This is a genomic window from Paraburkholderia sp. RL18-101-BIB-B (genome assembly GCF_046026985.1).
Classification (GTDB): Bacteria; Pseudomonadota; Gammaproteobacteria; order Burkholderiales; family Burkholderiaceae; genus Paraburkholderia.
Genome location: NZ_JARESV010000058.1, coordinates 1 through 22936, shown reverse-complemented (window position 1 = coordinate 22936; position 22936 = coordinate 1). Strand labels below are relative to the sequence as shown.

Below are 22936 nucleotides of genomic sequence, written 5' to 3'. Positions count from 1 at the left end.
CTGCTTCTGCTTCCAGCGAACGCGGACCTGATGACGGCCGGCGCTCGAGTCCCAAGCCACTACTTCGCGACGATGACGCCCTGCGCCTGCTGGTGGAAATCGTCGAAAAACTTGTATTCGCCCGGCTCGAGCGGCGCGATCACGACGAACGAATCCGCGCCCGGCGCCAACACCTTTTCTTTGCGCAATTGCACGCTTTCGAATTCGGCCGCGCCTTTGCCGGTGTTGCGCACTTCGATCTTGATACGCTGCCCCGCCGGCACTTCGATGCGGGCCGGGTTCAGCTTGCCGTCGTTCATTTCCAGCTTGAAGGTCGGCAGGTCGGCTGCATGGGCCGCGCCCGCCAGCAAAGCCGTGGCGGCGAAGATCGCGATCTTTCGGTTGATTCTCATTAGCCCTTCCGGAAAACGCGGCGCGTTGGCATTCAACCGCCAACGCGCCGCATGCTGCATTGGCTCGTTCAGCCTCATTCGGTCATTCACTCACGCGCGGCGATCAGTAGCCGCCCTTCTTGCCGATTCCGGCGAAGGTGAAGTCGTATTCGAGCGTGATCGGCTTGAACCACGGACCCACGCCGGTTTCCTTGTCGACGTGGCGGCCGAAAGCCATATGGCCCGTTTGCATCGGCGCCTCGACGATCATCTTCAGGTGATACTTGCCCGGGCCTTGCAGCTTGACGTTGTCACCATAGTGCGGACCGTCGTTGGCGACCATCGCCATCAGGTCGCCCTTCTGCGTCTGGGTCGAACCGGCTTTCGTCAGTTCATAGTGCACTTGCAGATACGGCATCCAGTCGCCTTCGGCGAAACCGGTCGGGTTGTTCTTGACCGCGTGAATGTCCGCTTCGAGGTGGATGTCCGAATCCGAGGCTTTGCGCATCATGCCTTCGGGTTCCATCGTGATCGGCTGCAGATAGACCGCGTTGATTTCCATGCCGCCATGAATCTGCTGCTTGCCGATCGGATATTCCGCCGCCGCTGCCGAGAAAGCCGCCACTGCGGCCAGCGCTGCTGCGCCACCGCGCAAAAATGAAGAAATCCGCATTGAAACTCCTTGTTTTTATCAGACTGGAATCGAACCCATTGGAACAGTGCGTCGCGCATACCTCGATGCAGCGGTCGCGGGCGTTGAGCACCGCGATCGATCGCCAGCCAGGCGGCAGTACGAACGTTAATGCGAACCATTCTCAATATTGGTCGAGTTTATCATCGATCGCAAGGGAGAACAAATCAGAACGCACGCAAAGCCTTGTGGCAGCAGGGTCTTAAGGCGGTCTTAAGAAAGTGCTGGAATGGAATGATGCGAGGCCGGGCGAGTGCCCGGCATTGATCGACAGGGCGCGGCACGTTGCCGCGCCCCGAGGCGGAAGGACGACTAGTCGACGCCCGACACGTGGTCGCCGACGTTCGCGCCGAACACGCGCTGGCGCAGCAACGCGAGTTGGTCGCGGGTCTGCGCGGCCTTCTCGAACTCGAGGTTCTTGGCGTGCTCCATCATCTGCTTTTCGAGGCGCTTGAGTTCCTTGGCAAGCTGCTTCTCGGACATGTCCTCGAATTTCGCGCGCGCCTGCTGTTCCTTCAGTTCGGCGCGAGCATCGTCGACGTTGTACACGCCGTCGATAATGTCGCGAATGCGCTTGACCACCCCGCGCGGCGTAATGCCGTTCTCGAGGTTGAAGGCGATCTGCTTGTTACGCCGCCGCTCGGTTTCGTCGATCGCGCGACGCATCGAGTCGGTGACCTTGTCCGCGTAGAGAATCGCTTTGCCGTTCACATTCCGCGCCGCCCGTCCGATGGTCTGGATCAGCGAGCGCTCAGCGCGCAGAAAACCTTCCTTGTCCGCATCGAGAATCGCGACCAGCGACACTTCCGGAATATCCAGCCCTTCGCGCAACAGGTTGATCCCCACCAGAACGTCGAAGGTGCCGAGACGCAGATCGCGGATGATTTCGACGCGCTCCACCGTGTCGATGTCGCTGTGCAGATAGCGCACCTTGACGCCGTGGTCGGCCAGAAACTCGGTCAACTGCTCGGCCATGCGTTTGGTCAGCACCGTGACCAGCACGCGGTCGCCCACCTTGACGCGCTCGTTGATCTCGCCGAGCACGTCGTCGACCTGGCTGCGCGCCGGCCGCACCTCGATTTCCGGATCGACGAGGCCAGTCGGACGCACCAGTTGCTCCGCCACCTGCCCTGCCGTCTTCTGCTCGTAGTCGGCCGGCGTGGCCGACACGAACACCACCTGGCGCATTTTGCGTTCGAACTCGTTGAACTTGAGCGGCCGGTTGTCGAGCGCCGACGGCAGACGGAAACCGTAATCGACCAGATTCTCCTTACGCGCACGGTCGCCGTTGTACATGCCGTTCAACTGGCCGATCAGCACGTGTGATTCGTCGAGCATCATGATCGCGTCCGACGGCAGGTAGTCGACCAGCGTAGGCGGCGGCTCGCCGGGCGCGGCGCCCGAGAAGTGCCGCGAATAGTTTTCGATGCCTTTGCAGAAGCCCAACTCCTGCAACATTTCCAGATCGAAGCGCGTGCGCTGTTCGAGCCGCTGCGCTTCAACCAGCTTTCCGCCGCTATAGAAGAATTCGAGCCGCTCGCGCAGTTCGTTCTTGATCGTTTCGACCGCGCGCACCACCGTATCGCGCGGCGTCACATAGTGCGACGACGGATACACCGTGAAACGCGGAATCTTCTGACGCACGCGGCCGGTGAGCGGATCGAACAGTTGCAGCGTTTCGACTTCGTCGTCGAACAGTTCGACGCGCACCGCCATCTCGGCGTGCTCCGCCGGGAAAATATCGATCGTGTCACCACGCACGCGGAACGAGCCGCGCTGGAAGTCGGCTTCGTTGCGGTTGTATTGCATGGCGATCAGCCGCGCGATGATGTCGCGCTGACCGAGCTTGTCGCCGGTGCGCAGCGTCAGAATCATCTGGTGGTATTCGGATGGATTGCCGATACCGTAAATCGCCGACACCGTCGCCACGATCACCACGTCGCGCCGCTCCATCAGGCTCTTGGTGGCCGACAGCCGCATCTGCTCGATATGTTCATTGATCGACGAGTCCTTCTCGATGAACAGATCGCGTTGCGGCACGTACGCTTCCGGCTGGTAGTAGTCGTAGTACGAGACGAAGTACTCGACCGCGTTGCGCGGGAAAAACTCGCGGAACTCCGAATAGAGCTGCGCGGCGAGCGTCTTGTTCGGCGCGAACACGATGGCCGGGCGGCCGAGCCGCGCGATCGTGTTGGCCATCGTGAAGGTCTTGCCGGAACCGGTCACGCCGAGCAGCGTCTGGAACGCGAGGCCGTCCTCGACGCCTTCGACGAGCGTGTCGATCGCCGTGGGCTGATCGCCGGCGGGCGGATACGGCTGGTAGAGCTGAAACGGCGAGCCTTCGAACCTGACGAATTTGGATTCGTCGAGCGTTTCTTCGGCTTCAGTCAGATGTTGTTCGGACATGGGGGGCGGCACCGGGCCTTGGGCAAAGAACTATTCTAACGGGTTGCGGGAATCGAAGACCGAGCGGGTCTGCGTAGGGTTTGGGGCCGCTCGCGTGGGTAGGGTCCGACGCGATGGTACGGCCCTTTGGAGCAGCCGCGCGGCTTCTCGCGGCTTCTGGTCATGGCAGCCGACGCTCACTACAAGCCATGGCCACGCTTGGTTGCGCGCCGCTCGCTGGGCTTCTCCGCGCGGTCTGCCAGGCAGCGCCGCTATTGCCAGGTGGCGTCGGAGTGCCTGTTTTTCAAGCAAAAAAATCTCTACGAACGGCGTTGGCGTCCGAAAAACGGTCGCGAATTCGTTACAATGCGAAGTTGCGCTCGCTCGCCGTTGTCCGCCGCCCGTCCGCGATGTGCGTCGGACGCCGCTGGCCCGGCCGTCCGCGATCGAAGCCGCCCTCTTCTCACTACTGCTGCCCACCCATCATGTCTCTGTTCTCCGCCGTCGAACTTGCTCCCCGCGACCCGATTCTGGGCCTGAACGAAGCCTTCAACGCCGATGCGCGCACCACCAAGGTCAACCTTGGCGTCGGCGTGTACTTCAACGAAGAAGGCAAGATTCCGCTGCTGCGCGCCGTGCGCGACGCCGAAAAGGCTCGCGTCGAAGCCGCGCTGCCGCGCGGGTATCTGCCGATCGAAGGCATTGCCGCTTACGACGCCGCCGTGCAGAAACTGCTGCTCGGCAACGACTCGCCGCTGATCGCAGCGGGCCGCGTCGTGACGGCGCAAGCATTGGGCGGCACCGGCGCGCTGAAAATCGGCGCGGACTTCCTGAAGCGCCTGAACCCGAACACCAAGGTCGCGATCAGCGATCCGAGCTGGGAAAACCACCGCGCGCTGTTCGAAAGCGCAGGCTTCGAAGTCGTGTCGTACCCGTACTACGATGCGCACACGCACGGCGTGAATTTCGACGCCATGTTGAGCGCGCTGAACAGCTACGCCGCCGGCACTGTCGTCGTGCTGCACGCGTGCTGCCACAACCCGACCGGCGTGGACCTGAGCGTCGAGCAATGGAAGCAGGTTGTCGAAGTGGTCAAGGCGCGCAATCTGGTGCCGTTCCTCGACATCGCGTATCAAGGGTTCGGCGACAACATCGAAGCGGACGCTGCGGCAGTGCGTCTCTTCGCTGCATCGGAACTGAACGTGTTCGTGTCGTCGTCGTTCTCGAAGTCGTTCTCGCTGTACGGCGAGCGCGTCGGCGCGCTGTCGATCATCACGGCAAGCAAGGAAGAAGCCGCTCGCGTGCTGTCGCAACTCAAGCGCGTGATCCGCACGAACTACTCGAACCCGCCGACGCATGGCGGCTCGGTGGTCGCGGCAGTGCTCGCGTCGCCGGAACTGCGCGCCACGTGGGAAACCGAACTGGCCGAAATGCGTGACCGTATCCGCGCCATGCGCAACGGTCTGGTCGAGCGTCTGAAGGCGAGCGGCGTGGATCGCGACTTCAGCTTCGTGAACGCGCAGCGCGGCATGTTCTCGTACTCGGGTCTGACGGCACCGCAAGTGGACCGTCTGCGCGAAGAGTTCGGCATCTACGCCGTGAGCACCGGTCGCATCTGCGTGGCTGCGCTGAATACGCGCAACCTCGACGTAGTGGCTAACGCGGTCGCTCACGTGTTGAAGTAAGGTATTGGCGGGCGCGGGCATTCATTGCACCCGCTCCGCTGGAAATGCTTGTGAAAACGGCGCCCTTTTTAGGGCGCCGTTTTTGTTTGCGGCCTGATTGCGTTTGCAACTTGCTTGTTGCCTGTTGCTCGAGCAAGGCCGCTTTCGACACAAGCAAGGACTGCCACAATTGCCGCGACCCACTTCATTCAGTCATGCGCCACTCGGACCCGTGGCTCTTTCAGCGCGAATCCCGATGGATATCGTGCGTAACAAAACCCGCATCGTTATCCGGCATGTCGAGCCAATCCGGTTGCGCAAGCGAATGGCGGATATCTTCCAAACCGCTTTGCCAATGTTCTCGCATTGTCGACAGACCGAACTGGAAGTCCTTGTAGTGCCCTTCGTACTCCTTGTGCCGGTAGATAAGATGGATCACGTTGTAGCGCTTCGAACACGACAGATCTTCGGCAAGCTTGCACCACGGATCGTCACGCTGATCGGACGGCACGCGATCCAGCACCTCGCGCAACACGTGCCGGAACCGCTGCGACCGTTGCAGCATATCGGTCACGAGACGCGTGCGGCTCGAATACTGGATGTCCTTCACGCGCCCTTGCACGTCGGTGATGTTGTCCGGCACCGGCCCGATCGCGCTCCAGAGATCGACCTGGAAGGCGAGCGTGTCACGACGCGGCGTGGACTGGATCACTTCGTAGAGCGGCGTGTTCGACATCAAGCCACCATCCCAGTAGTACTGGCCGTCGATCTCGACCGCCGCGAAGCCGGGCGGCAACGCGCCTGACGCCATGAAATGCTCGGGCCTGAGCGTCGTATGCGTGTTATCGAAGTACGCGAAATTCCCCGTGCCGCAATTGACCGCCCCCACTGAGACGCGCATTTCCTTCGAATTGATCCGATCGAAATCGCAGAACGCTTCGAGCGTGGCCTTCAACGGCGTGGTGTCGTAGTAGCTGGCCAGTTGCGGCGGCCCGGACACGGTGGGCAACGGCGGTGGAAAGCGCGGTACGAAAAAGCCCTTTTGCCCTTCGACGATGGCGCCGATTGCCTGCGTTGCCGTAAAGGCCTTACGCACGGCATCGCTGGAATTGAAGAGGGCGTGTTCGATAAACGCGGGCAACGGCGGCCCGAAGGCCGGCTGGCAGATCGTCTCCCAGAATTGCAACAGCCGTTCGACCCGCTTTTCGGGCGGATTGCCGGCAATGATCGCCGTATTCAACGCGCCGATCGAAATGCCGGCCAGCCAGTTCGGCTCGATGCCGGCTTCGTAAAGTCCCTGAAAGACGCCAGCCTGATAGGCGCCCAATGCGCCGCCGCCTTGCAGCATCAAGGCAACGGTTTCGTAGTTGGGCAAATGGAGGTGCCGGCCGGGATGCGCGGCGGGCGCCGGACCGGCGCCCTCGCCTTCCCCGTCGCCGGGCGCGCCGACGCGCGCCCGCTTGAGATTGCGTTGCGCCATAGGCACCTCCTTATTGCATATACCAGCCGTGGCTCACAATAAAGGACTGGCCGGTCAGCGCCGCCGTCGGGAAGGTGGACAGGAACAGCACCGTTTGCGCGACGTCTTCCACCGTGGTGAAGACACCGTCGACCGTGCCGCCCAGCATGACGCGCTTCACCACGTCTTCCTCGCTGATGCCCAGTTCCTTGGCCTGTTCGGGAATCTGCTTGTCGACGAGCGGCGTGCGCACGAAACCAGGACACACGACATGCGAGCGCACGTTGTGCTTTGCGCCTTCTTTAGCCAGCACACGCGCGAGACCCAGCAGCGCGTGCTTGGCCGTCACATAGGCCGATTTGAGCGGCGACGCTTCGTGCGAGTGGACCGAGCCCATGTAGATCACGATGCCGCCGCGATCGTCCTTGTACATGTGCTTGAGCGCGGCCTTGGTGGTCAGGAAGGCGCCGTCCACGTGGATCGCCTGCATTTTTTTCCAGTCTGAAAACGAATAGTTTTCGATCGGGTTAACGATCTGGATGCCGGCGTTGGAAATGAGAATATCGACCGAACCGAGTTCCGCGGCCACTTTGTCGATGCCTTGATTGACGGCGTCTTCGTTCGTGACGTCCATCGCCACGCCGATTGCCTTGCCGCCGCCCTTCTTGATTTCTTCAGCAACGGCGTTCGCTCCGTCCTGATTCAGGTCGGCGATCGCGACAGCCGCGCCCGCCGCGGAAAGAGTCAGCGCAATCTGCTTGCCGATGCCGCTTGCGGCGCCAGTAACCACCGCAACCTTGCCATTCAGATTCGTGTTCGTTGACGACATCTAGAACCTCCATGCAGTTGATGAGCAATGAGACCACGGGCCGCGGGCGGCGTGAAGTCAGCCAAACGGCATAGGCCGTTCGGCCGAATGCTGCACTGCGGCCAACGCTGCTATTGTGCATGAACCGTGTGAACTCCATCGGTTAAAAGCACATCGAAGCGTATCTCTTTAAACTGGACGTTTTCGGCGGGATTCCGGTGGCATCACCAACAAGGAGCAATGCATGAATTATCGACGTCTGGGCCGTTCCGGCCTGCAAGTCAGCGAGCTGTCCATCGGCTCGTGGGTCACCTACGGCAATCAGGTGGACACCCACGCGGCGCGCGAATCGCTCGCGGCCGCGCGCGACGCGGGAGTCAACTTCTTCGACAACGCCGAGGTCTATGCCGGCGGCAAGTCCGAAGAGATCATGGGCCAGGCGCTCAAGGAGCTGGCGTGGCCGCGCGTGAGCTACGTGGTGTCGACGAAATTCTTCTGGGGACTCGCGGAAGCGCCGAACCAGTACCACACGCTGAACCGCAAATATCTGCTGAACGCGATCGACGCGTCGCTCAAACGGCTGCAGCTCGACTATGTCGATCTGGTGTTCTGTCATCGTCCCGACCCGAACACGCCGGTGGAGGAAACCGTCTGGGCCATGAGCGACATGATCACTCGCGGCAAGGCGCTGTACTGGGGCACGTCCGAATGGAGCGCCGATGAAATCCGCGCTGCTTACGACATCGCGGAACGGCATCATCTGCACAAGCCGGTCATGGAGCAGCCGCAGTACAACCTGTTCCATCGCAACCGCGTCGAGCAGGAATACAAGCGGCTTTACGAGGATATCGGCCTCGGGCTGACCACCTGGAGCCCGCTTGCATCCGGCCTGCTGACCGGCAAATACCGCGACGGCGTGCCGGCCGACAGCCGCGCGCAATTGCAGGGCTACGACTGGCTGCGCAAGCAGGTCACCGACGCCGGCAAGAACAACGTGGTCGGCAAGCTCGGCGAAGTGGCGGATGAGTTGGGCTGCACCGTCGGTCAGCTCGCCATTGGCTGGATTCTGAAGAATCCCAATGTGAGTACGGTGATCACAGGTGCGTCGCGGGTTGAACAGATCGGCGAGAACATGAAGTCCGCCGAGGTGGCCGAGCGGATCACACCGGAGATCAAAACCCGAATCGAGGAAATTATCGGCGACGCCCACGACTGACCGGACTCGCGCGACCGCGTAACATTGCCGTGGCGGTAGCGCGGCTGTGTTACGCGTGGAGCTCGCTGCAATGCGCGGGGCGCGACGCGGCGTCGCGTACAATACGCGACCGCGCTGCACACCGGCGCTATATGTCCGCGTTGTGCAGCCACATTGCAGCCGCATCGCCGAATCCGCCCTGGAGCGGCACGCCCTCTTTCAGCGTCTCCTCATCATGCTCAGCTACCGCCACGCCTTTCATGCAGGCAATCACGCCGACGTTCTGAAACACGCCGTCGTGTTGCAGCTCCTGCGCTACCTCGGTCAGAAGGACAAGTCCTACTGGTATATCGACACGCATGCGGGCGCCGGCGTCTACTCGCTGAAGGAAGGTTACGCGACCAAAACCGGCGAGTTCCAGACCGGCATCGGCAAACTGTGGGGACGCAACGATCTGCCGCCGATGTTCGCCGACTACGTCGACGAAGTGAGCGCGCTCAATCCGGACGGCCAGCTGCGCTTCTATCCCGGCTCGCCGTATATCGCGTGGCGGCAGATGCGCGAACAGGACCGCATGCGTCTGTTCGAGCTGCACACCACCGAAATCGACGTGCTGCGCCACAATTTCCGCGACGCGGGCCGCCGCGCCATGCTCTATGCGGGGGACGGCTTCGACGGCATTCTTGCCTTGTTGCCGCCGGCCCCACGCCGCGCGCTGGTGCTGCTCGATCCGTCGTATGAGGACAAGCGCGACTACACGCGCACACTGCGCTGCGTCGAAGAAAGCCTGAAGCGGTTTCCGACCGGTACGTATGCGGTCTGGTATCCGCAGGTGAGACGCCCTGAGTCGCAGCGCTTCCCCGATCAACTGAAGAAGCTGCAGGACCGGAACTGGCTGCACGTGAGTCTGACTGTCAGCAATCCGCCAGAAGATGGTTTTGGACTTTTCGGCAGCGGCATGTTCATTCTGAACCCGCCGTATACTCTGGCAAAAACGTTGAAGGACCAGATGCCCTGGCTCGTCAAGACGCTTGGCGAGGACAAGGCCGCGCAGTTCAAGGTGGAGTATCGCGGCGACTGAGCTTCTTGTGGTGGGAAGCGAGCTTTTTCGGCTCTGAGCTTTTGTCGGCTACGAGTTTTTGTGGCCTCCGAGCTTACGCGGTTCGTCGAGCCGTCCTAACGTTGTCACCGGCCACGCGCGCACGACGCGCGCAGCCGGTCCGGCTCCTCAGTCAGTCCGGGCCGCCGCCTACTTGAGTTGCGCGTCAGCCTTCCGCGCGAAGTCGTTGGTATAGGTCGCGTTCAGGTCGATCTTTTTCGGATCGAGCCGGCTATCGAACGAAGACAACGCGCGCAATGACGTCGCCGGACCGTCCGCGGGCATCAAGCCGTCCGGAGAATAGGCGTCGCGCACGTTGTGGAAGGCCTCCACATACAGCGCCGAGTCGTTGAGCAGATAAGCCGGCGGCACCATCTTCAGCAGATCGGCATCGCTTGCGGTCTGCAGCCAGTGATCCGCGCGCACGATTGCATTGGCCAGCGCCTGCGTCGTCTTCGGATACTTCTGGATGAAATTGTCCGAGGCATAGAGCGTCGCCGCCGGCATCGTCCCGCCGAATACCTCTTGCGTGCCCTTTACCGTGCGCGTATCGACCAGCACCTTGATCGCGCCACTGCGCGTCAGTTTGGTCATCATCGGATCGACGTTGGAGAGCGCGTCGATCTGGCCGCCGCTTACCGCGGCGAGCACGGAGGCGCCGCTGCCCACGCCGATCGCCGAAATCTCGTTGCGCTGCACGCCGGCTTTGCGCAAAGCCACGGTGAGCACGAGATCCGTCGACGATCCCGGCGCGCTCACGCCGACTTTCGCGCCTTTGAAGTCCGCCAAAGTCTTGAGCTGGTCCGCCTTCGACTTCAACACGGCAACGACGATCTGCGGCGCGCGTCCCATCAACACGAACGCCCGGTAGTGCTGCCCTTTCTCCTGCATGAACAGCGTGTGCTCGAATGCGCCGGCACCCACGTCGGCGCTGCCGCCTACCACCGCTTCCAGCGCCTTCGATCCGCCCGCGAAATCCTCGAGCGTGACGTCGAGGCCTTCGTCCTTGAAGTAGCCCAACTGTTGCGCAGCGAGCACCGGCAGATAGTAGAGGCCCGGCAGACCACCGACTGCCATCGTCAGCGTGGGCTTTTCCGGTGTGTCTTTGGCGAGCGCGGCGCTAGGCAGCGCGGCCAGTGCAAGCAGCGTGACGCAGGCGCCGGCGGCTTGCCGCATCCAGTGAGTCGGCATTCGATGTCTCCTTATTCTGTTTTTCGTTCGATACGGTGGCGCCGGGCTTGATGTGTGGCCCGCGTCGCTAGCGAGAGACCGCGCGATGATTGTCGTCGGACGGTTTCGCACGCGCCATGCGCCCAAACCCCAATGGCGCACGCAGCGAGTCGGCACATATGTCCGATCCCGTGCCTGTGCTCACGCCCAGCAATCACGCGCTGCCGTCGTCGGCGTGTAAGGCGGGCCGCGTTCATCGCGGGCGTGCTCGCGCAGGCGTCCACGAGGCGGTGGGATTAGCCGCGCACCCGAAGGATCAACGGATATGGAACAGAGCTGGCGGGAACGGCCGCGTCGCGAGCACTTATTGCGGCCGAGGCACTGGACGAGGCTGCGGTTGCGGCAGCGGCATGCCTCCGCCCGCAGGCAACTGGATATAAGGCGCAACGACGATCGGGATTGTCGAATTCGGCGCCAGTTCGGCCGGCGTCGCGATCGGCTGCGCTTCGACGATCGGCTGATGCGAAAGCGGCGCGGTCTGCAGCACGGTGCCGCTCTGGCCGTCGTTGATGCCGTTCTGCGAGTCGAGAATCACCGGCTTGCGCGCACTGGTCGACGCAGCACAAGCGCTCGACATGGCAAAAACCGTGGTCAGCGAGGCTGCAATGGTCACGGCCAGGAGGGATTTGAGCGGGCGGACAGGTGACATGGGCGGACCGGTTGAGTGTGGGAAAGCCGGATTTCGCAGAAAACGCTTTACCATACCGCGACGGTCGCCGCGAGGCTAGTCGATATTCGCCACAAATAGCCCGCAGACGCCGTCGGATTGAAATTTTCGACGTGCAGATGTGACAAAGCCCCGCATGGACGGGGCTTGACGCTTTTGCTGCCGTGGCTGCGCGACAAGCGCTGCCGGGTCAAACTTGATGGTGTTGAAACTTACAGCGAGTAGCCGTTGGTTTCGAGCGAGCGGATGCGCTGTTCGAGCTGGACGATATCCGACGACGACGCCAGATAGGCTTCGCGGCGGGTGCGTTCAGCGGTTTCAAACCAGGTGCTCAGCTTTTCAAGTACGTATGCAAACATGATGTTCTCCAAGGATCAGATTGAATCCCCGGTGGATTGGGCATCAGGGATTTCCCGTAAAAGGGTTAACCCGGATTATAGCCTTATAGCGCAGTCTGACTAGTGAAATGCCCGCATGACGTGCATTCCGTTTTGGAATGGTGCACGAGTACGGTGCACGTAACTAGTTGATTTGGCTTAAATTGAGACGGATTTTTGGCGACAATCAATACCGCCCCATATTTTAACGCACGATATTGGTGCAAATGTCAATTAGGTCGCAACTAACCCAGCTGCTAGGTTGCGCCGAACGCCAAAAAGACCATCTCAAATTGGATGACAACCCTGTCCTGAGACCAGATCGGTATCCGCGAGTCGCTCGATGATCGGACAATCGGGGCGGTCGTCGCCGTGACAATGGTCGGCCAGGTGCGCCAGTGTGTCGCGCATGTCGGTCAGTTCAGCGATGCGGCGATCCAGTTCCGCAACGTGTTCCAACGCAATCGTCTTCACTTCGGCACTGGCGCGCGAGCGGTCGTGCCACAGTGCCAGCAGCCGTCGAATGTCTTCGACCAGAAAGCCGAGCCGGCGCGCCTGGCGAATGAAGCGCAACGAATGCACCTCTTGCGGGCCGTATACGCGGTAACCGGCGCTCGTGCGCGATTTCGCCGCCAGCAAGTCAACGCTTTCGTAGTAGCGAATCATTTTCGCCGTGACGCCCGACGCGCGGGCTGCTTCACCGATATTCATGGCTCTTTCCCCCAGTCTATGTACGTCGATCGTACACCTTCCCATGATGGGAAGGTGTACCACTCAATTGCGGATCGGCAGGCATAATTCAACCATCGCACTATCCATTTTTCCGAGGCAATCCCGATGACAATCGAATTCCAGGTAGAAGGCATGAGCTGCCAGCACTGTGTGGCGGCGGTTACGAACGCAATCCGCGAACACGATGAAGCCGCGAAAGTCCACGTCGATCTGGCATCCGGGCGAGTGGCGGTCGAATCGGTGCAACCGGCTGAGACGCTGAAGGCCGCCATCGACGAGGCCGGATACACGGTGACGGGCATCGCGAATGGCGCGACAAACGACACGACAAACGGCGCGTCCGGCGCCGCCCGGTGAGCGAGTTCACGTCATGTTCAAAGTTGCCGTCATTGGTGCCTCAGGGCTGCTTGGCCGCGCGCTCGTCGACGAACTGGCGCAGCAGACCGGCTGGCAAGTCGTCGCCACAGCTTTCAGCCGGCTGGCGCCGGGCACGGTCGCGCTGGATATTCGCGACGCGCAGGCAGTCGAGCAGTTCGTCGAGCGCGAAGCGCCGGACGCGCTCGTGATTGCCGCGGCGGAGCGTCGGCCGGACGTGTGCGAGCATGATCCCGCACTGGCCCGCGCGCTGAACGTCGACGCGGTGCGCACCCTTGCCGCGGCGGCGAACCGGCGCGGCGCATGGACGCTGTCGATCTCCACCGATTACGTGTTCGACGGCACGCACCCGCCCTACCAGCACGATTCCGCGCCCGCGCCACTCAATGCCTATGGGCGCAGCAAGCTCGAAGGCGAGCGTGCGTTGACTGAATCGACCGACCTCGGCTGCGTGCTGCGTTTGCCGTTGCTGTACGGGCCGATCGTCAGTTGGGCGGAGTCTGCCGTGACGAGTCTCGTGCCGGCGATCGCCGCGTCGGCCGCGCCCGATGGCAAACCCGCCGTCATGGATGCATGGGCGATCCGTTATCCCACCTTCACGCCGGACGTCGCGTTCGTGATCCGGCAGATGCTCGAACGGCATGCGCAGGGCGACGCGATCCGCGGCATCATGCAATGGTCCGGCGACGAACCGATGAACAAGTACGAAATCGCCGTGCGCCTTGCCGAAGCGTTGCAAGTCGGCGCGCATCTGACGCCGCAACACACGCCGACCGATGCGACGCCGCGCCCGCATAACTGCCACCTGGCTTCGAGCCGGCTCGAGGCGCTTGGGATCGGCCGCCGCACACCGTTCGATGCGGCGATCCGGCAAGTGTTAGCCGTGTTTCCGTGGCGAGGTGACGCGTCGGCGTAGAACGCCTCGTCTGGCAGATAGGGCTGGCCACGGCGGCACCCCGTGTCGCCATGAGTGCGATGCGCCGGCACGACGGCCTGATGGCGGACGTGCGGGTTTAACAGCCGCAAGCCGCCCTCAATGAAAATCGCGGCTCGCCGTGGCCAGTTCACCGAGCCATTCGCTGTGGTCCTCAAGGCGATGGGCGACGAGATGGATCACCTCGCCTTTGTTTTTCCGTTTCGCTTTGCCTGCCTGGTTTGCGCTCACGCCATTTCCGGCATTGTCGCCGCCGGTCGCCACGCCGTCGTCGCGCTGCAACACGCCGTAGACCGCGAGCAACGACGAGCCCAGCAAAACCTTGCGCTGCTTTTCCACTAGCGACGGCCAGACGATCACATTGATCGACCCGGTCTCGTCTTCGATGGAAACGAACACCGTGCCGTTTGCCGTGCCCGGCCGCTGCCGCACGGTGACGATGCCGCACGCTCGCGCCAGCGTGCCGTGCTGGCACGCGGCGAGTTCGGCGGCCGTGCGAAAACGATGGTGAGCAAGGCGTGCGCGCAACAACGCGAGCGGATGGCGATTGAGCGTGAGGCCGAGGCTCGCATAGTCGTCGACGATTTCGCGGCTTTCGGCTGCCTGCGGCAAGAGCAGCGGCGCTTCGGCGATCGGTGCGTCGCGCAGCAGTTTGGGCACCGTGTGCTGCGCCGTCACGGCCCACCATGCTTCGCGCCGATGTCCCGCGATACTGACCAGCGCGTTCGCCGCGGCAAGCGCTTCGAGATCGCGCCGCGTCAAGGCCGCACGGCGTGCCAGATCGTCGACATCGGTAAACTGCGCCTCGTCGCGTGCCGCCATGATGCGTTCGGCGGCCCCTTGTGCCAGCCCCTTGATCAGATGCATGCCGATGCGCACGGCGGGACCGCGAGCGCCATAGGTATCCGACGATTGAAACACGCGGGCAGTCAACCGCTGTGCCGCGCGCCGGACCGTCCTGCTCACCGTCAGGCGCCGCAGCGAAAGATCGCGCAATTGCTGCGCGGATAGTACGGCCTGTTGACGATGCAAACAGGTTTCGTCCGCTGAGATCCGCTGTCCTTCATGACCGCGTCTTTCGAATGTCGACTCCCAATCGCTCAGGGTCACGTCGGGCGGCAATACCTTGACGCCGTGACGCTTCGCATCCTGAACGAGTTGCGACGGCGAATAAAACCCCAACGGCTGACTGTTCAGCAAACCTGCCAGAAAAGCAGCCGGTTCATAGCGCTTCAACCACGCGCTGAGATAAACGAGCAACGCGAAACTCGCCGCATGGCTCTCCGGAAAACCATACTCGCCGAAGCCTTCGATCTGTTTGCAGATACGGTCGATGAACTCCTGTTCATAACCGCGCGCCGACATGCGGTCGCTCAAATCCTTCTGATACTTCGCCAGGTTGCCGCTGCGCCGCCATGCGGCCATCGCGCGCCGCAACTGATCGGCCTGCTCACCGGTATATTTCGCCGCAACCATCGCCAGATGCATGACCTGTTCCTGGAAAATCGGCACACCGAGCGTACGTTCGAGTACAGGACGCAACTCATCCTTCGCGTAGTCAACCGGTTCGAGCCCCTGCTTGCGGCGCAGATAGGGATGCACCATGCCGCCCTGAATCGGCCCGGGCCGCACGATCGCCACTTCGATCACGAGATCGTAGTACTTGTTGGGCTTCAGGCGCGGCAGCATGCTTTGCTGCGCACGCGATTCGATCTGGAATACGCCGATCGTATCGGCATGGCCGCACATTTCGTAGACGGCGCGATCCTCGCGCGGAATATCCTGCACCCTGAACGTCGGAAAACCGCGCCTCAACGCGACGAATTCCAGCGCGCGTCTGATCGCCGACAACATGCCGAGCGCCAGCACGTCGACTTTCAGCAGCTTGAGCGCGTCGATATCGTCCTTGTCCCATTCGATCACGCTGCGGTCTTTCATCGTCGCGTTCTCGATCGGCACGAGTCGCGACAGCTTGTCTTTCGCGATCACAAAACCGCCGACGTGTTGCGACAGATGACGCGGAAAGCTGCGCAACTCCTGGGTCAAACGAATCAGGTTCCGCGTGATGTGCGAGTTGGCATCGAAGCCCGCTTCGGCCAGATATTTGGCGACTGCATCCGTGCCGTCCCACCATTGTTGCGACTTGCTGATCCGCTCGATCAACGACGCCTCGAGACCCAGCGCCTTGCCGACGTCTTTCAGCGCACTACGCGCGTGATACGTAATCAGCGATGCAGTCAGGGCCGCCCGATGACGGCCGTACTTCGTGTAGATATATTGAATGACCTCTTCGCGCCGCTGATGCTCGAAGTCGACGTCGATATCAGGCGGCTCGTTGCGCGCGCGAGAGATGAAACGCTCGATCAGCATGTTCATATGCACCGGATCGATTTCCGTCACGTGCAGGCAATAACAGACGATCGAATTCGCCGCTGAACCTCGCCCCTGGCAGAGAATGTTTCTGGAGCGCGCGAAACTCACGATATCGTGCACCGTCAGAAAATACTTTTCGTATTTCAGATCGGCGATCAGCCCCAACTCCTTTTCGATCTGACCGATTCGCTTCAGGTCCATGCCTTTGGGCCAGCGCTCCATCGCACCGGCCATGACCAGCTTGCGCAAATAACTCGATGGTGACTCGCCGGCGGGCACCAGTTCTTCGGGATACTCGTACTTGAGTTCGTCGAGCGAGAAGCGGCATAGCGCGGCGATACGCAGCGTTTCTTCCAGCGTATCGCGCGGATACAGTTTGCCGAGCCGCACGCGCGTACGCATGTGCCGCTCCGCATTCGCCTCGAGCGCGTGGCCGCATTGCGATAGCGGCGTGACGAGGCCGATGGCTGTCATCGTGTCCTGCAAAGGCTTGCGCGATCGGGCATGCATGAGAACGCCGCCGGCCGCGACCAGCGGTAAACCACTCGCTTTTGAAATCATGCGCAGGGCGTCGATCTGAAGATCATCGCTGCCCGTTTGCCAGAGTTCGAGCGCGATCCATGCCCGCTGTGCAGCGAACGATGCGAGCCAATGCGCGCAACGCAGCGTATGCGAGAGCGTCGCCGCGCGCTGCGGCACGAGCATCAGGACGCAATCGGGCAACGTCTTCAGATGTGCCAGATGGGGCAAGGAATCGGTGAAGTCGGACGGACCGAGGCGATAACTGCCTTTGTCCGCACGCGAGCGGGCTAGCGTAATCAGCTCGGAAAGGTTGCCGTAACCGTTGCGGTTGGTTGCTAGCGCGACCAGGGTGCAGAAAGGCTCGCCGGTTTCGTCGGTCAGATTGAGTTCGCTGCCGATGATCAGTTGAGGGAGGGGTTTTAGTGCCTCGGTTTCCGAGGCTCCCACGGTTTCCTGTTGCAACGTTCCGGTTTTTGTCGCGTCTTCCAAAGGCGCTTCCGGTTGCGCAGCCTTGGCCTTTTCCTCGCGCTCTTTCTGCTGACGGTCCCGCTCCGCTTTGATTTCCCTCAACGCCGTGTGGGCGCGCACGACGCCTGCCAATGAGCATTCATCGGTGATGGCGAGCGCGCTGTAGCCGCGCGACATCGCCTGCTCGACGAGTTCATGAGGATGCGACGCGCCACGCAGAAAAGAGAAATTAGTCAGGCAATGCAATTCCGCATACGCCGGCAACTGGGTGGCGAGCGGCGGCTGCGCGAGGAATGATGGCTGGATTAGAGGCATGATGGTCAGCCGAACAAACCCTGCAAATACCACTCGCCGCTGAGGCGTTCGCGGTATACCCAGAACATGTGCCCGCGGTCGTCGGCTGCAACGTAGTAATCCCGCTCGACACGGTTGCCGTCCCACCACCCTGCTTCGATCCGTTCGGTACGCGTGAGCATTTTCAGCGGCCGGCGATAGATCGGCCGCTGGTCGCGCATCATCAGGCGCAGCGGTTTGTCGAGCATCCAGACCGGGCGAGGCTGGGAAGGTAATGCGCTGTCAGGTAGGTCAAGGGATGCCTGTGCGTTGCCGGGTTGCGGTGCGGATGTGCTGGTGTTTTTGGCGTCGTTTGTTTTGGATGGGCGTTGGGGTGCCTGGGTCGCCTCAGCCGCCTCGATCGCGTAGGCGAGCGCCTCACTGTCTTCGCGCCCTTCCTCCGCGGCAGCGTGCCGCAACTCATCGGTCAGCCAGGTTTTGTCCGCTTTGATCTTCGACCGGGACTTCGCAGGCGAACGCTTCTTGCGCGAAAACGCTTGCGCCTGGTAGGCTTCGACGCGCATTGCCCGCTCGGGACGATGATCGTCCTGCACCGACATCTGCAGCACATTCTCCGGCCCTAATCGAGCGCTCAGGCGCTCCAGCAGACGCGCAATCGAATCGCCATCCGATTCGGGCATGGGAAACAAGGTGTCCGACTGCCCGGCATATTCACCGATCTGCTCAGCGACCAGCTTCAATTCGATGACCGGTGCCGCCAGCACGGTCTGATTCAACTTTTCCCGCAACAACCAGATCAGATGCTCGGCATCACGCGACGGTATGGCCCATGCGACCTTCAGGCTCGATGTCTTCGGTGCATGACGGGACGCCAATTCATGCTCGAGCAGCAACGTATAACAGCTGAGCGCTGCATGATGCGCGCTCAGCCAGCCGGCCAACTGCACGATCAGCCGACGCGCGGCGAACAGCAATGCATCCGCGTTATCGACCCGCGAGGGCAACTCCAGTTGCGCATGAAACGACGCCGGCGCGCGAAACGATTCGCGTGGATCCGGGCGCGCGCCATACGCCTGCGCCAGCAGATCCAGAATGCCGCTGCCAAAACGTCGCACGACACCCGAACGTGGCAATTGACGCAAATCGGCCAGCGTCGTACAGCCGACGTGCGAAAACGCATCGCGATGCGCCTGCGTGACCGGCAGCAGTGAGACGGATAAGCCATCGAGGACGCGCGCAAGCGACGTCTCCTTGACCACGTGCCAGCGATGGCCCTGCCGAACGGCGCGCGCCTGCGCCAACAGCCACGCTCCCCAGGCGGTCGGCGCACAGGCGATGCGCGCCGTATAGCCGAATTCCGCCACCGTGGCAGACACCCGCGACAACAACGCGCGCAAGCCGCCGAACAATCTCAAACCCGAGCCGACTTCCAGCAACAGGGTATGCGCGTCGGCAAGCGACACTTTCGGCGTGTATGTCAGCAAGGCAAGCGCTATGGCTTCGAATGCCTGAGTTTCGCGGGCGGCATCGGCGGCAAGCAGTTCAAGCCCCGGCGCCAACGCCAAGGCGTACGAACGCGAATGACCCGCATGCACGCCGGCACGCAGCGCGTCGAGATCTGGCATCAGGATGTGCGCGTGATCGGCTAGGGCGTAACAACGCCCTCCACCGATGTCTTCGGCATCGTGAAGTTGGCTTGTCTCGTCGCGCGACTCACGCCGATTCGGCTTCGCGAGCGAACCATCCTGGAGCGGCGCGAGAGGCTTCACCGCTTCCAGCGACAAGAGTGGCAATGTGACTGCGATCCACAGCATGTTTGATCTCTGGCCCTTGATGACGGTCGGCTCCGTCTTCCGGCAACAAGACGCTTTGTAAAGGCAAAACGAGACGAAGAGGCTCGGCTAGCGGCGGCCCGCGACGCTTGAAGATGTCGATCGACAAACCAATCTCCTGCAGCCATTGACGACGGTTGATCGTCTGCGCATTGGCCGGCAAAAGCGGCTCGCAGATCATTCGCAATGGCGCTGGGGAAGATTGCGTGGCTGCCTCGACAGGCCGGATCAAAAATGCCAGCGATGCCGACTCCTGAGCCGCTACTTGCAGGCGTCGGACCTTGTCGGCACGCGCATTCGGCAGCCAAATCAGGACCGCGCCGATGCCATCCTGCTTCAAGGCCTGAGCAGCGGCCCACAGGGCCTGGTCTTCACTCGAGCGCACCCATAAGACTCGCTCGACATCGACACCCCAAGCTCTCAATGCGGCAGCGCATGGCTGATACGGAGGCGCCACGAGCATGACATGCCGCCCGGCTTGCTTCGTCAGATGACGCAGCGCATGAGCTAGCAGCCGTACTTCACCCACTCCACCATGCTCAACCAACAACTCTGTCAGACCGCCAGCCGACCAGCCTTGTCCCGGCAACAACTGATCCAGCGTGGCATAGCCGCTGGAAATTACACGCGAGTCCGCCTCGGCAAGCTCATTGCCCTGCCACACCTGACGCCGTAATTTAGACGACAGCGCGGTCGTCGCAAGCTGAATCGCTGCTGCCATAGACACGCTCTTGAATAGGGAATGCTCCGCCCTGCCCGGCATCGAGCAAGCATGAGGTGACGATTTTTCACTGTATATTTATACAGTATTTTGGGATGGATGTTAAGACGGAGGGATGCAGCCCGGTGTGTGCAGGAAGGGGCTTGAGGAAGTGATGAGTGCTGTTTTTAGGACAGCCTTTATATCTGTTGAAAACAGCTATTTTTATGCTTCAGGTTGGGCTGTTGTGAAGGGATGGGAGGAGTCGAGGTAAGCGCCCGGTCATCCCGTCTTGAGTTGGGCTGAGGGTCTTGGGAGCATCGTATCCACTTAAAATAGGTGGACACGTGAACACTATCGAAGAAGCGCCAATTGGAAGGCGGCGGCGTCGCCGCTACAGCGTGGAGTTTAAGGCTCAGGTTGTTGCGGCTTGTCAGGGCCCGGGAGTGTCGCTCGCGGGCATCGCCCTGCACCACAAGTTGAACGCAAATCTGCTCCGACGTTGGGTGGAACAGGCCGAAGGGAGCGCCCGGGTGGCGGTCGCGTCCAGCGAAGTGGCTGTGCAGTCCGCAGAGGCGCCGGCATTCGTGCCGGTACCGCTCGACACGATGAACGTTCGCCCGGCCGAGATCCGCGTCGAGGTGCGTCGCGCGCACCAGTCGATCACGGTTTGCTGGCCGACATCAGAGCGCCGCCTGGCTGCGTGAGTGGCTCGCGTGATCCGCATTGATCAGGTGTGGCTGGCGGTCGAGCCGCTGGACATGCGGGCCGGCTTTGATACGGCACTGGGCCGGGTGATAACCGTATTCGGCGCCGCGCATCCACATCATGCTTATCTGTTCGCCAACCGGCGGGCCAACCGTCTGAAGGTGCTGGTTCACGACGGGATTGGAATCTGGCTGGCAGCGCGACGGCTGAACGAGGGACAGTTTGTCTGGCCTTACCCTGGTAGCGAGCCGAAGCATCACGCGCTGACGCAGGAGCAACTCGCCGGTCTGGTGGTGGGTTTGCCGTGGCAACGCATCGGTCCTGACGGCGTGATCCGTGTCGTATGACGCCCGCAATGACGTAAACGGTTGCGCTTTCGCGCTCTCCGAGGTTCTGGCAGACTCGTCCGCATGGACCTGCCCGCCGATCTCAACGCCCTCAGCCCGGAACAGTTGCGCGCGCTCGCCGCGCAGCTGATTGCCCAGGTCGAGGACAGAGACCGGGAGATTGATGAGAAGACCCGGGAAGTCGGCGAGAAGGAACGGGAACTGCGTTACCGGCAGACCCGTATCGACCAGTTGACCCACGAGATATCGATCCTCAGGCGCCAGCAGTTCGGCCGACGCAGCGAACAGCTCAGCAGCGATCAGATGAACCTGCTGGATGAAGCGATCGACACGGATCTGGCCGCCATTGAAGTGGAGCTCGAGCAGCTTCAACCACAAGCCACAGCCGAGCTGTCACCCCAGCAACCGAAGCGCGCAGCGCTGCCGGCGCAACTGCCGCGCACAGAGATCCACCACGAGCCGGACTGCACCGTGTGTCAGTGTGGCTGCGAGCGCGTGCGCATCGGCGAGGACATCAGCGAGAAGCTGGACTACACACCAGGCGTGTTCACGGTAGAGCGGCATATCCGTGGCAAGTGGGTGTGCAGAAACTGCGAAACACTGATTCAGGCGGCGGTGCCCGCGCACGTCATCGACAAGGGTATCCCGACCACGGGACTGCTGGCGTCGGTGCTGGTTGCCAAATACGCTGACCACCTTCCCCTGTATCGTCAGGAACAGATCTTTGGGCGGGCGGGTCTGGCGATACCGCGATCGACATTGGGTGCGTGGGTCGGTACGTGCGGCGTGCAACTACAGCCGCTGGTCGACGCACTGCATCAGGAAATCCTGCAGCAGAGTGTGCTGCATGCGGATGAGACGCCGGTACAGATGCTCAGCCCCGGCAAAGGCAAAACACATCGCGCGTACCTGTGGGCGTATACGCCCACGTACTACAGTGAGTTGCGCGCTGTGGTCTACGACTTCGCCGACAGCCGTGCAGGCGAACATGCCCGCGCGTTCCTCGCTGGCTGGCAGGGCAAACTGGTGTGCGACGACTACAGTGGGTACAAGGCCGGTTTCCAGCAGGGCATCACTGAAATCGGATGTGCGGCGCACGCGAGACGCAAGTTCTTCGATCTGCATGCCAACCACAGCAGCCAGATCGCCGTACAGGCGCTGCCGTTCTTCGCTGCGCTTTACGACATCGAGCGCGACGCTGCAGTGCTGGATGCCGAAGAGCGACGTAAGCTTCGACAGAACCGGGCCAAACCGGTCTGCGACGCACTTCACGAATGGATGGTGGCGCAGCGCAAGCTGGTTTCGGAAGGTTCTGCGATTGCGAAAGCGCTGGAATACAGTCTTAAACGCTGGGAAGCGCTTACGCGCTATCTCGATGACGGCCACGTGCCCATAGACAACAACTGGGTCGAAAACCAGATACGGCCATGGGCTATCGGCAGGTCCAACTGGTTGTTTGCCGGTTCGCTGCGAGCAGGCCAACGAGCTGCCGCCATCATGAGCCTGTTGCGTTCAGCGCAACTCAATGGCCACGAACCGCACGCCTATCTGAAGGACGTTCTCACCCGACTGCCGACCCATAGGGCCAGCGACATTGCAACATTGCTGCCTCACCGCTGGCAGCCGACGGTTGCGCTCGGTTAGTTCAATCCCTCAAGACGGGTTGGCTGGCCGCTTACGAGTCGAGTATGGATGCCAAAGGCTA

General features: G+C 61.7%; 21 protein-coding genes. 8 read left to right on the top strand and 13 right to left on the bottom strand.

All coding sequences use genetic code 11. The annotated features are described in order from the left end of the window. Nucleotides 1-59 precede the first annotated feature (59 nt). The 3 genes from P0D73_RS40290 to uvrB form a co-directional block, all read right to left on the bottom strand. On the bottom strand, nt 60-392 hold the full coding sequence (locus tag P0D73_RS40290; RefSeq protein ID WP_132375208.1) for a cupredoxin domain-containing protein: 333 nt from the start codon (nt 390-392) through the stop codon (nt 60-62). A gap of 103 nt (nt 393-495) precedes the next feature. Beyond that, nucleotides 496-1044 carry an iron transporter gene (locus P0D73_RS40285; RefSeq protein WP_408182085.1) on the bottom strand — a complete coding sequence of 183 codons (549 nt, stop codon included), beginning with the start codon at nt 1042-1044 and terminating at the stop codon, nt 496-498. A 330-nt stretch (nt 1045-1374) separates the two neighbouring features. Further along, on the bottom strand, nt 1375-3468 hold the full coding sequence (uvrB, locus tag P0D73_RS40280; protein WP_408182086.1) for an excinuclease ABC subunit UvrB: 2094 nt from the start codon (nt 3466-3468) through the stop codon (nt 1375-1377). Nucleotides 3469-3932: 464 nt separating this feature from the next. Between uvrB and P0D73_RS40275 the strand changes: the two genes are divergently transcribed. After that, the gene (locus tag P0D73_RS40275; RefSeq protein WP_408182087.1) at nt 3933-5132 is read left to right on the top strand and encodes an amino acid aminotransferase; all 1200 of its coding nucleotides are present in this window, start codon (nt 3933-3935) and stop codon (nt 5130-5132) included. 220 nt (nt 5133-5352) lie between these two features. Here P0D73_RS40275 and P0D73_RS40270 read toward each other — a convergent pair whose 3' ends face one another. Together P0D73_RS40270 and P0D73_RS40265 are read right to left on the bottom strand one after the other, a co-directional pair. Next, nucleotides 5353-6591 (bottom strand): DUF3734 domain-containing protein, encoded by a 1239-nt coding sequence (locus tag P0D73_RS40270; RefSeq protein WP_408182088.1) that lies wholly within the window; start codon nt 6589-6591, stop codon nt 5353-5355. A 10-nt stretch (nt 6592-6601) separates the two neighbouring features. After that, nucleotides 6602-7399 (bottom strand): 3-hydroxybutyrate dehydrogenase, encoded by a 798-nt coding sequence (locus P0D73_RS40265; RefSeq protein WP_132375213.1) that lies wholly within the window; start codon nt 7397-7399, stop codon nt 6602-6604. Nucleotides 7400-7622: 223 nt separating this feature from the next. Between P0D73_RS40265 and P0D73_RS40260 the strand changes: the two genes are divergently transcribed. Beyond that, nucleotides 7623-8594 carry a potassium channel beta subunit family protein gene (locus tag P0D73_RS40260; protein WP_408182089.1) on the top strand — a complete coding sequence of 324 codons (972 nt, stop codon included), beginning with the start codon at nt 7623-7625 and terminating at the stop codon, nt 8592-8594. 127 nt (nt 8595-8721) lie between these two features. Here P0D73_RS40260 and P0D73_RS40255 read toward each other — a convergent pair whose 3' ends face one another. Then, on the bottom strand, nt 8722-8865 hold the full coding sequence (locus tag P0D73_RS40255; RefSeq protein WP_408280672.1) for a hypothetical protein: 144 nt from the start codon (nt 8863-8865) through the stop codon (nt 8722-8724). On the opposite strand from P0D73_RS40255, the gene P0D73_RS40250 reads away from it, so the two are divergent. Then, nucleotides 8809-9654, top strand: a complete 846-nt coding sequence (locus P0D73_RS40250; RefSeq protein ID WP_408280032.1) for a 23S rRNA (adenine(2030)-N(6))-methyltransferase RlmJ — start codon at nt 8809-8811, stop codon at nt 9652-9654. The genes P0D73_RS40255 and P0D73_RS40250 overlap by 57 nt on opposite strands. A gap of 168 nt (nt 9655-9822) precedes the next feature. Here the strand turns inward: P0D73_RS40250 and P0D73_RS40245 are convergent, their stop codons facing one another. The 4 genes from P0D73_RS40245 to cueR form a co-directional block, all read right to left on the bottom strand. Next, nucleotides 9823-10863, bottom strand: coding sequence for an ABC transporter substrate-binding protein (locus P0D73_RS40245; RefSeq protein WP_408280030.1), 1041 nt, complete (start codon nt 10861-10863; stop codon nt 9823-9825). Between the two features lie 343 nt (nt 10864-11206). Further along, nucleotides 11207-11551 carry a hypothetical protein gene (locus tag P0D73_RS40240; protein ID WP_132375217.1) on the bottom strand — a complete coding sequence of 115 codons (345 nt, stop codon included), beginning with the start codon at nt 11549-11551 and terminating at the stop codon, nt 11207-11209. A 230-nt stretch (nt 11552-11781) separates the two neighbouring features. Then, nucleotides 11782-11928 (bottom strand): DUF3563 family protein, encoded by a 147-nt coding sequence (locus P0D73_RS40235; protein ID WP_012432419.1) that lies wholly within the window; start codon nt 11926-11928, stop codon nt 11782-11784. 306 nt (nt 11929-12234) lie between these two features. After that, on the bottom strand, nt 12235-12657 hold the full coding sequence (gene cueR / locus P0D73_RS40230) for a Cu(I)-responsive transcriptional regulator (RefSeq protein WP_132375218.1): 423 nt from the start codon (nt 12655-12657) through the stop codon (nt 12235-12237). 126 nt (nt 12658-12783) lie between these two features. On the opposite strand from cueR, the gene P0D73_RS40225 reads away from it, so the two are divergent. Continuing rightward, entirely contained in the window at nt 12784-13035 is a 252-nt protein-coding gene (locus tag P0D73_RS40225) for a heavy-metal-associated domain-containing protein (RefSeq protein ID WP_408182094.1), read from the top strand. A gap of 13 nt (nt 13036-13048) precedes the next feature. Continuing rightward, entirely contained in the window at nt 13049-13969 is a 921-nt protein-coding gene (locus P0D73_RS40220; protein WP_408315910.1) for a dTDP-4-dehydrorhamnose reductase family protein, read from the top strand. Between the two features lie 117 nt (nt 13970-14086). Here the strand turns inward: P0D73_RS40220 and P0D73_RS40215 are convergent, their stop codons facing one another. From P0D73_RS40215 to imuA, 3 genes are read right to left on the bottom strand one after another with little or no spacing between them, the layout of a single operon-like run. Then, complete coding sequence (locus P0D73_RS40215) at nt 14087-17665, bottom strand: error-prone DNA polymerase (protein ID WP_408182096.1); 3579 nt, start codon at nt 17663-17665, stop codon at nt 14087-14089. A 5-nt stretch (nt 17666-17670) separates the two neighbouring features. After that, nucleotides 17671-19458 (bottom strand): Y-family DNA polymerase, encoded by a 1788-nt coding sequence (locus P0D73_RS40210; protein WP_408435547.1) that lies wholly within the window; start codon nt 19456-19458, stop codon nt 17671-17673. After that, complete coding sequence (gene imuA, locus P0D73_RS40205; protein WP_408435545.1) at nt 19358-20197, bottom strand: translesion DNA synthesis-associated protein ImuA; 840 nt, start codon at nt 20195-20197, stop codon at nt 19358-19360. Before imuA ends, P0D73_RS40210 begins: the two co-directional genes overlap by 101 nt. Before the next feature lie 326 nt (nt 20198-20523). On the opposite strand from imuA, the gene tnpA reads away from it, so the two are divergent. The 3 genes from tnpA (at nt 20524) to tnpC (ending at nt 22875) form a co-directional block, all read left to right on the top strand. Next, a complete protein-coding gene (gene tnpA, locus P0D73_RS40200) occupies nt 20524-20883 on the top strand; it encodes an IS66-like element accessory protein TnpA (protein WP_408435543.1) in 360 nt (119 codons plus the stop codon). Nucleotides 20884-20892: 9 nt separating this feature from the next. Beyond that, the gene (gene tnpB, locus P0D73_RS40195; RefSeq protein WP_408280011.1) at nt 20893-21231 is read left to right on the top strand and encodes an IS66 family insertion sequence element accessory protein TnpB; all 339 of its coding nucleotides are present in this window, start codon (nt 20893-20895) and stop codon (nt 21229-21231) included. 63 nt (nt 21232-21294) lie between these two features. Then, a complete protein-coding gene (gene tnpC / locus P0D73_RS40190; protein WP_408435541.1) occupies nt 21295-22875 on the top strand; it encodes an IS66 family transposase in 1581 nt (526 codons plus the stop codon). Nucleotides 22876-22936: the final 61 nt, after the last annotated feature.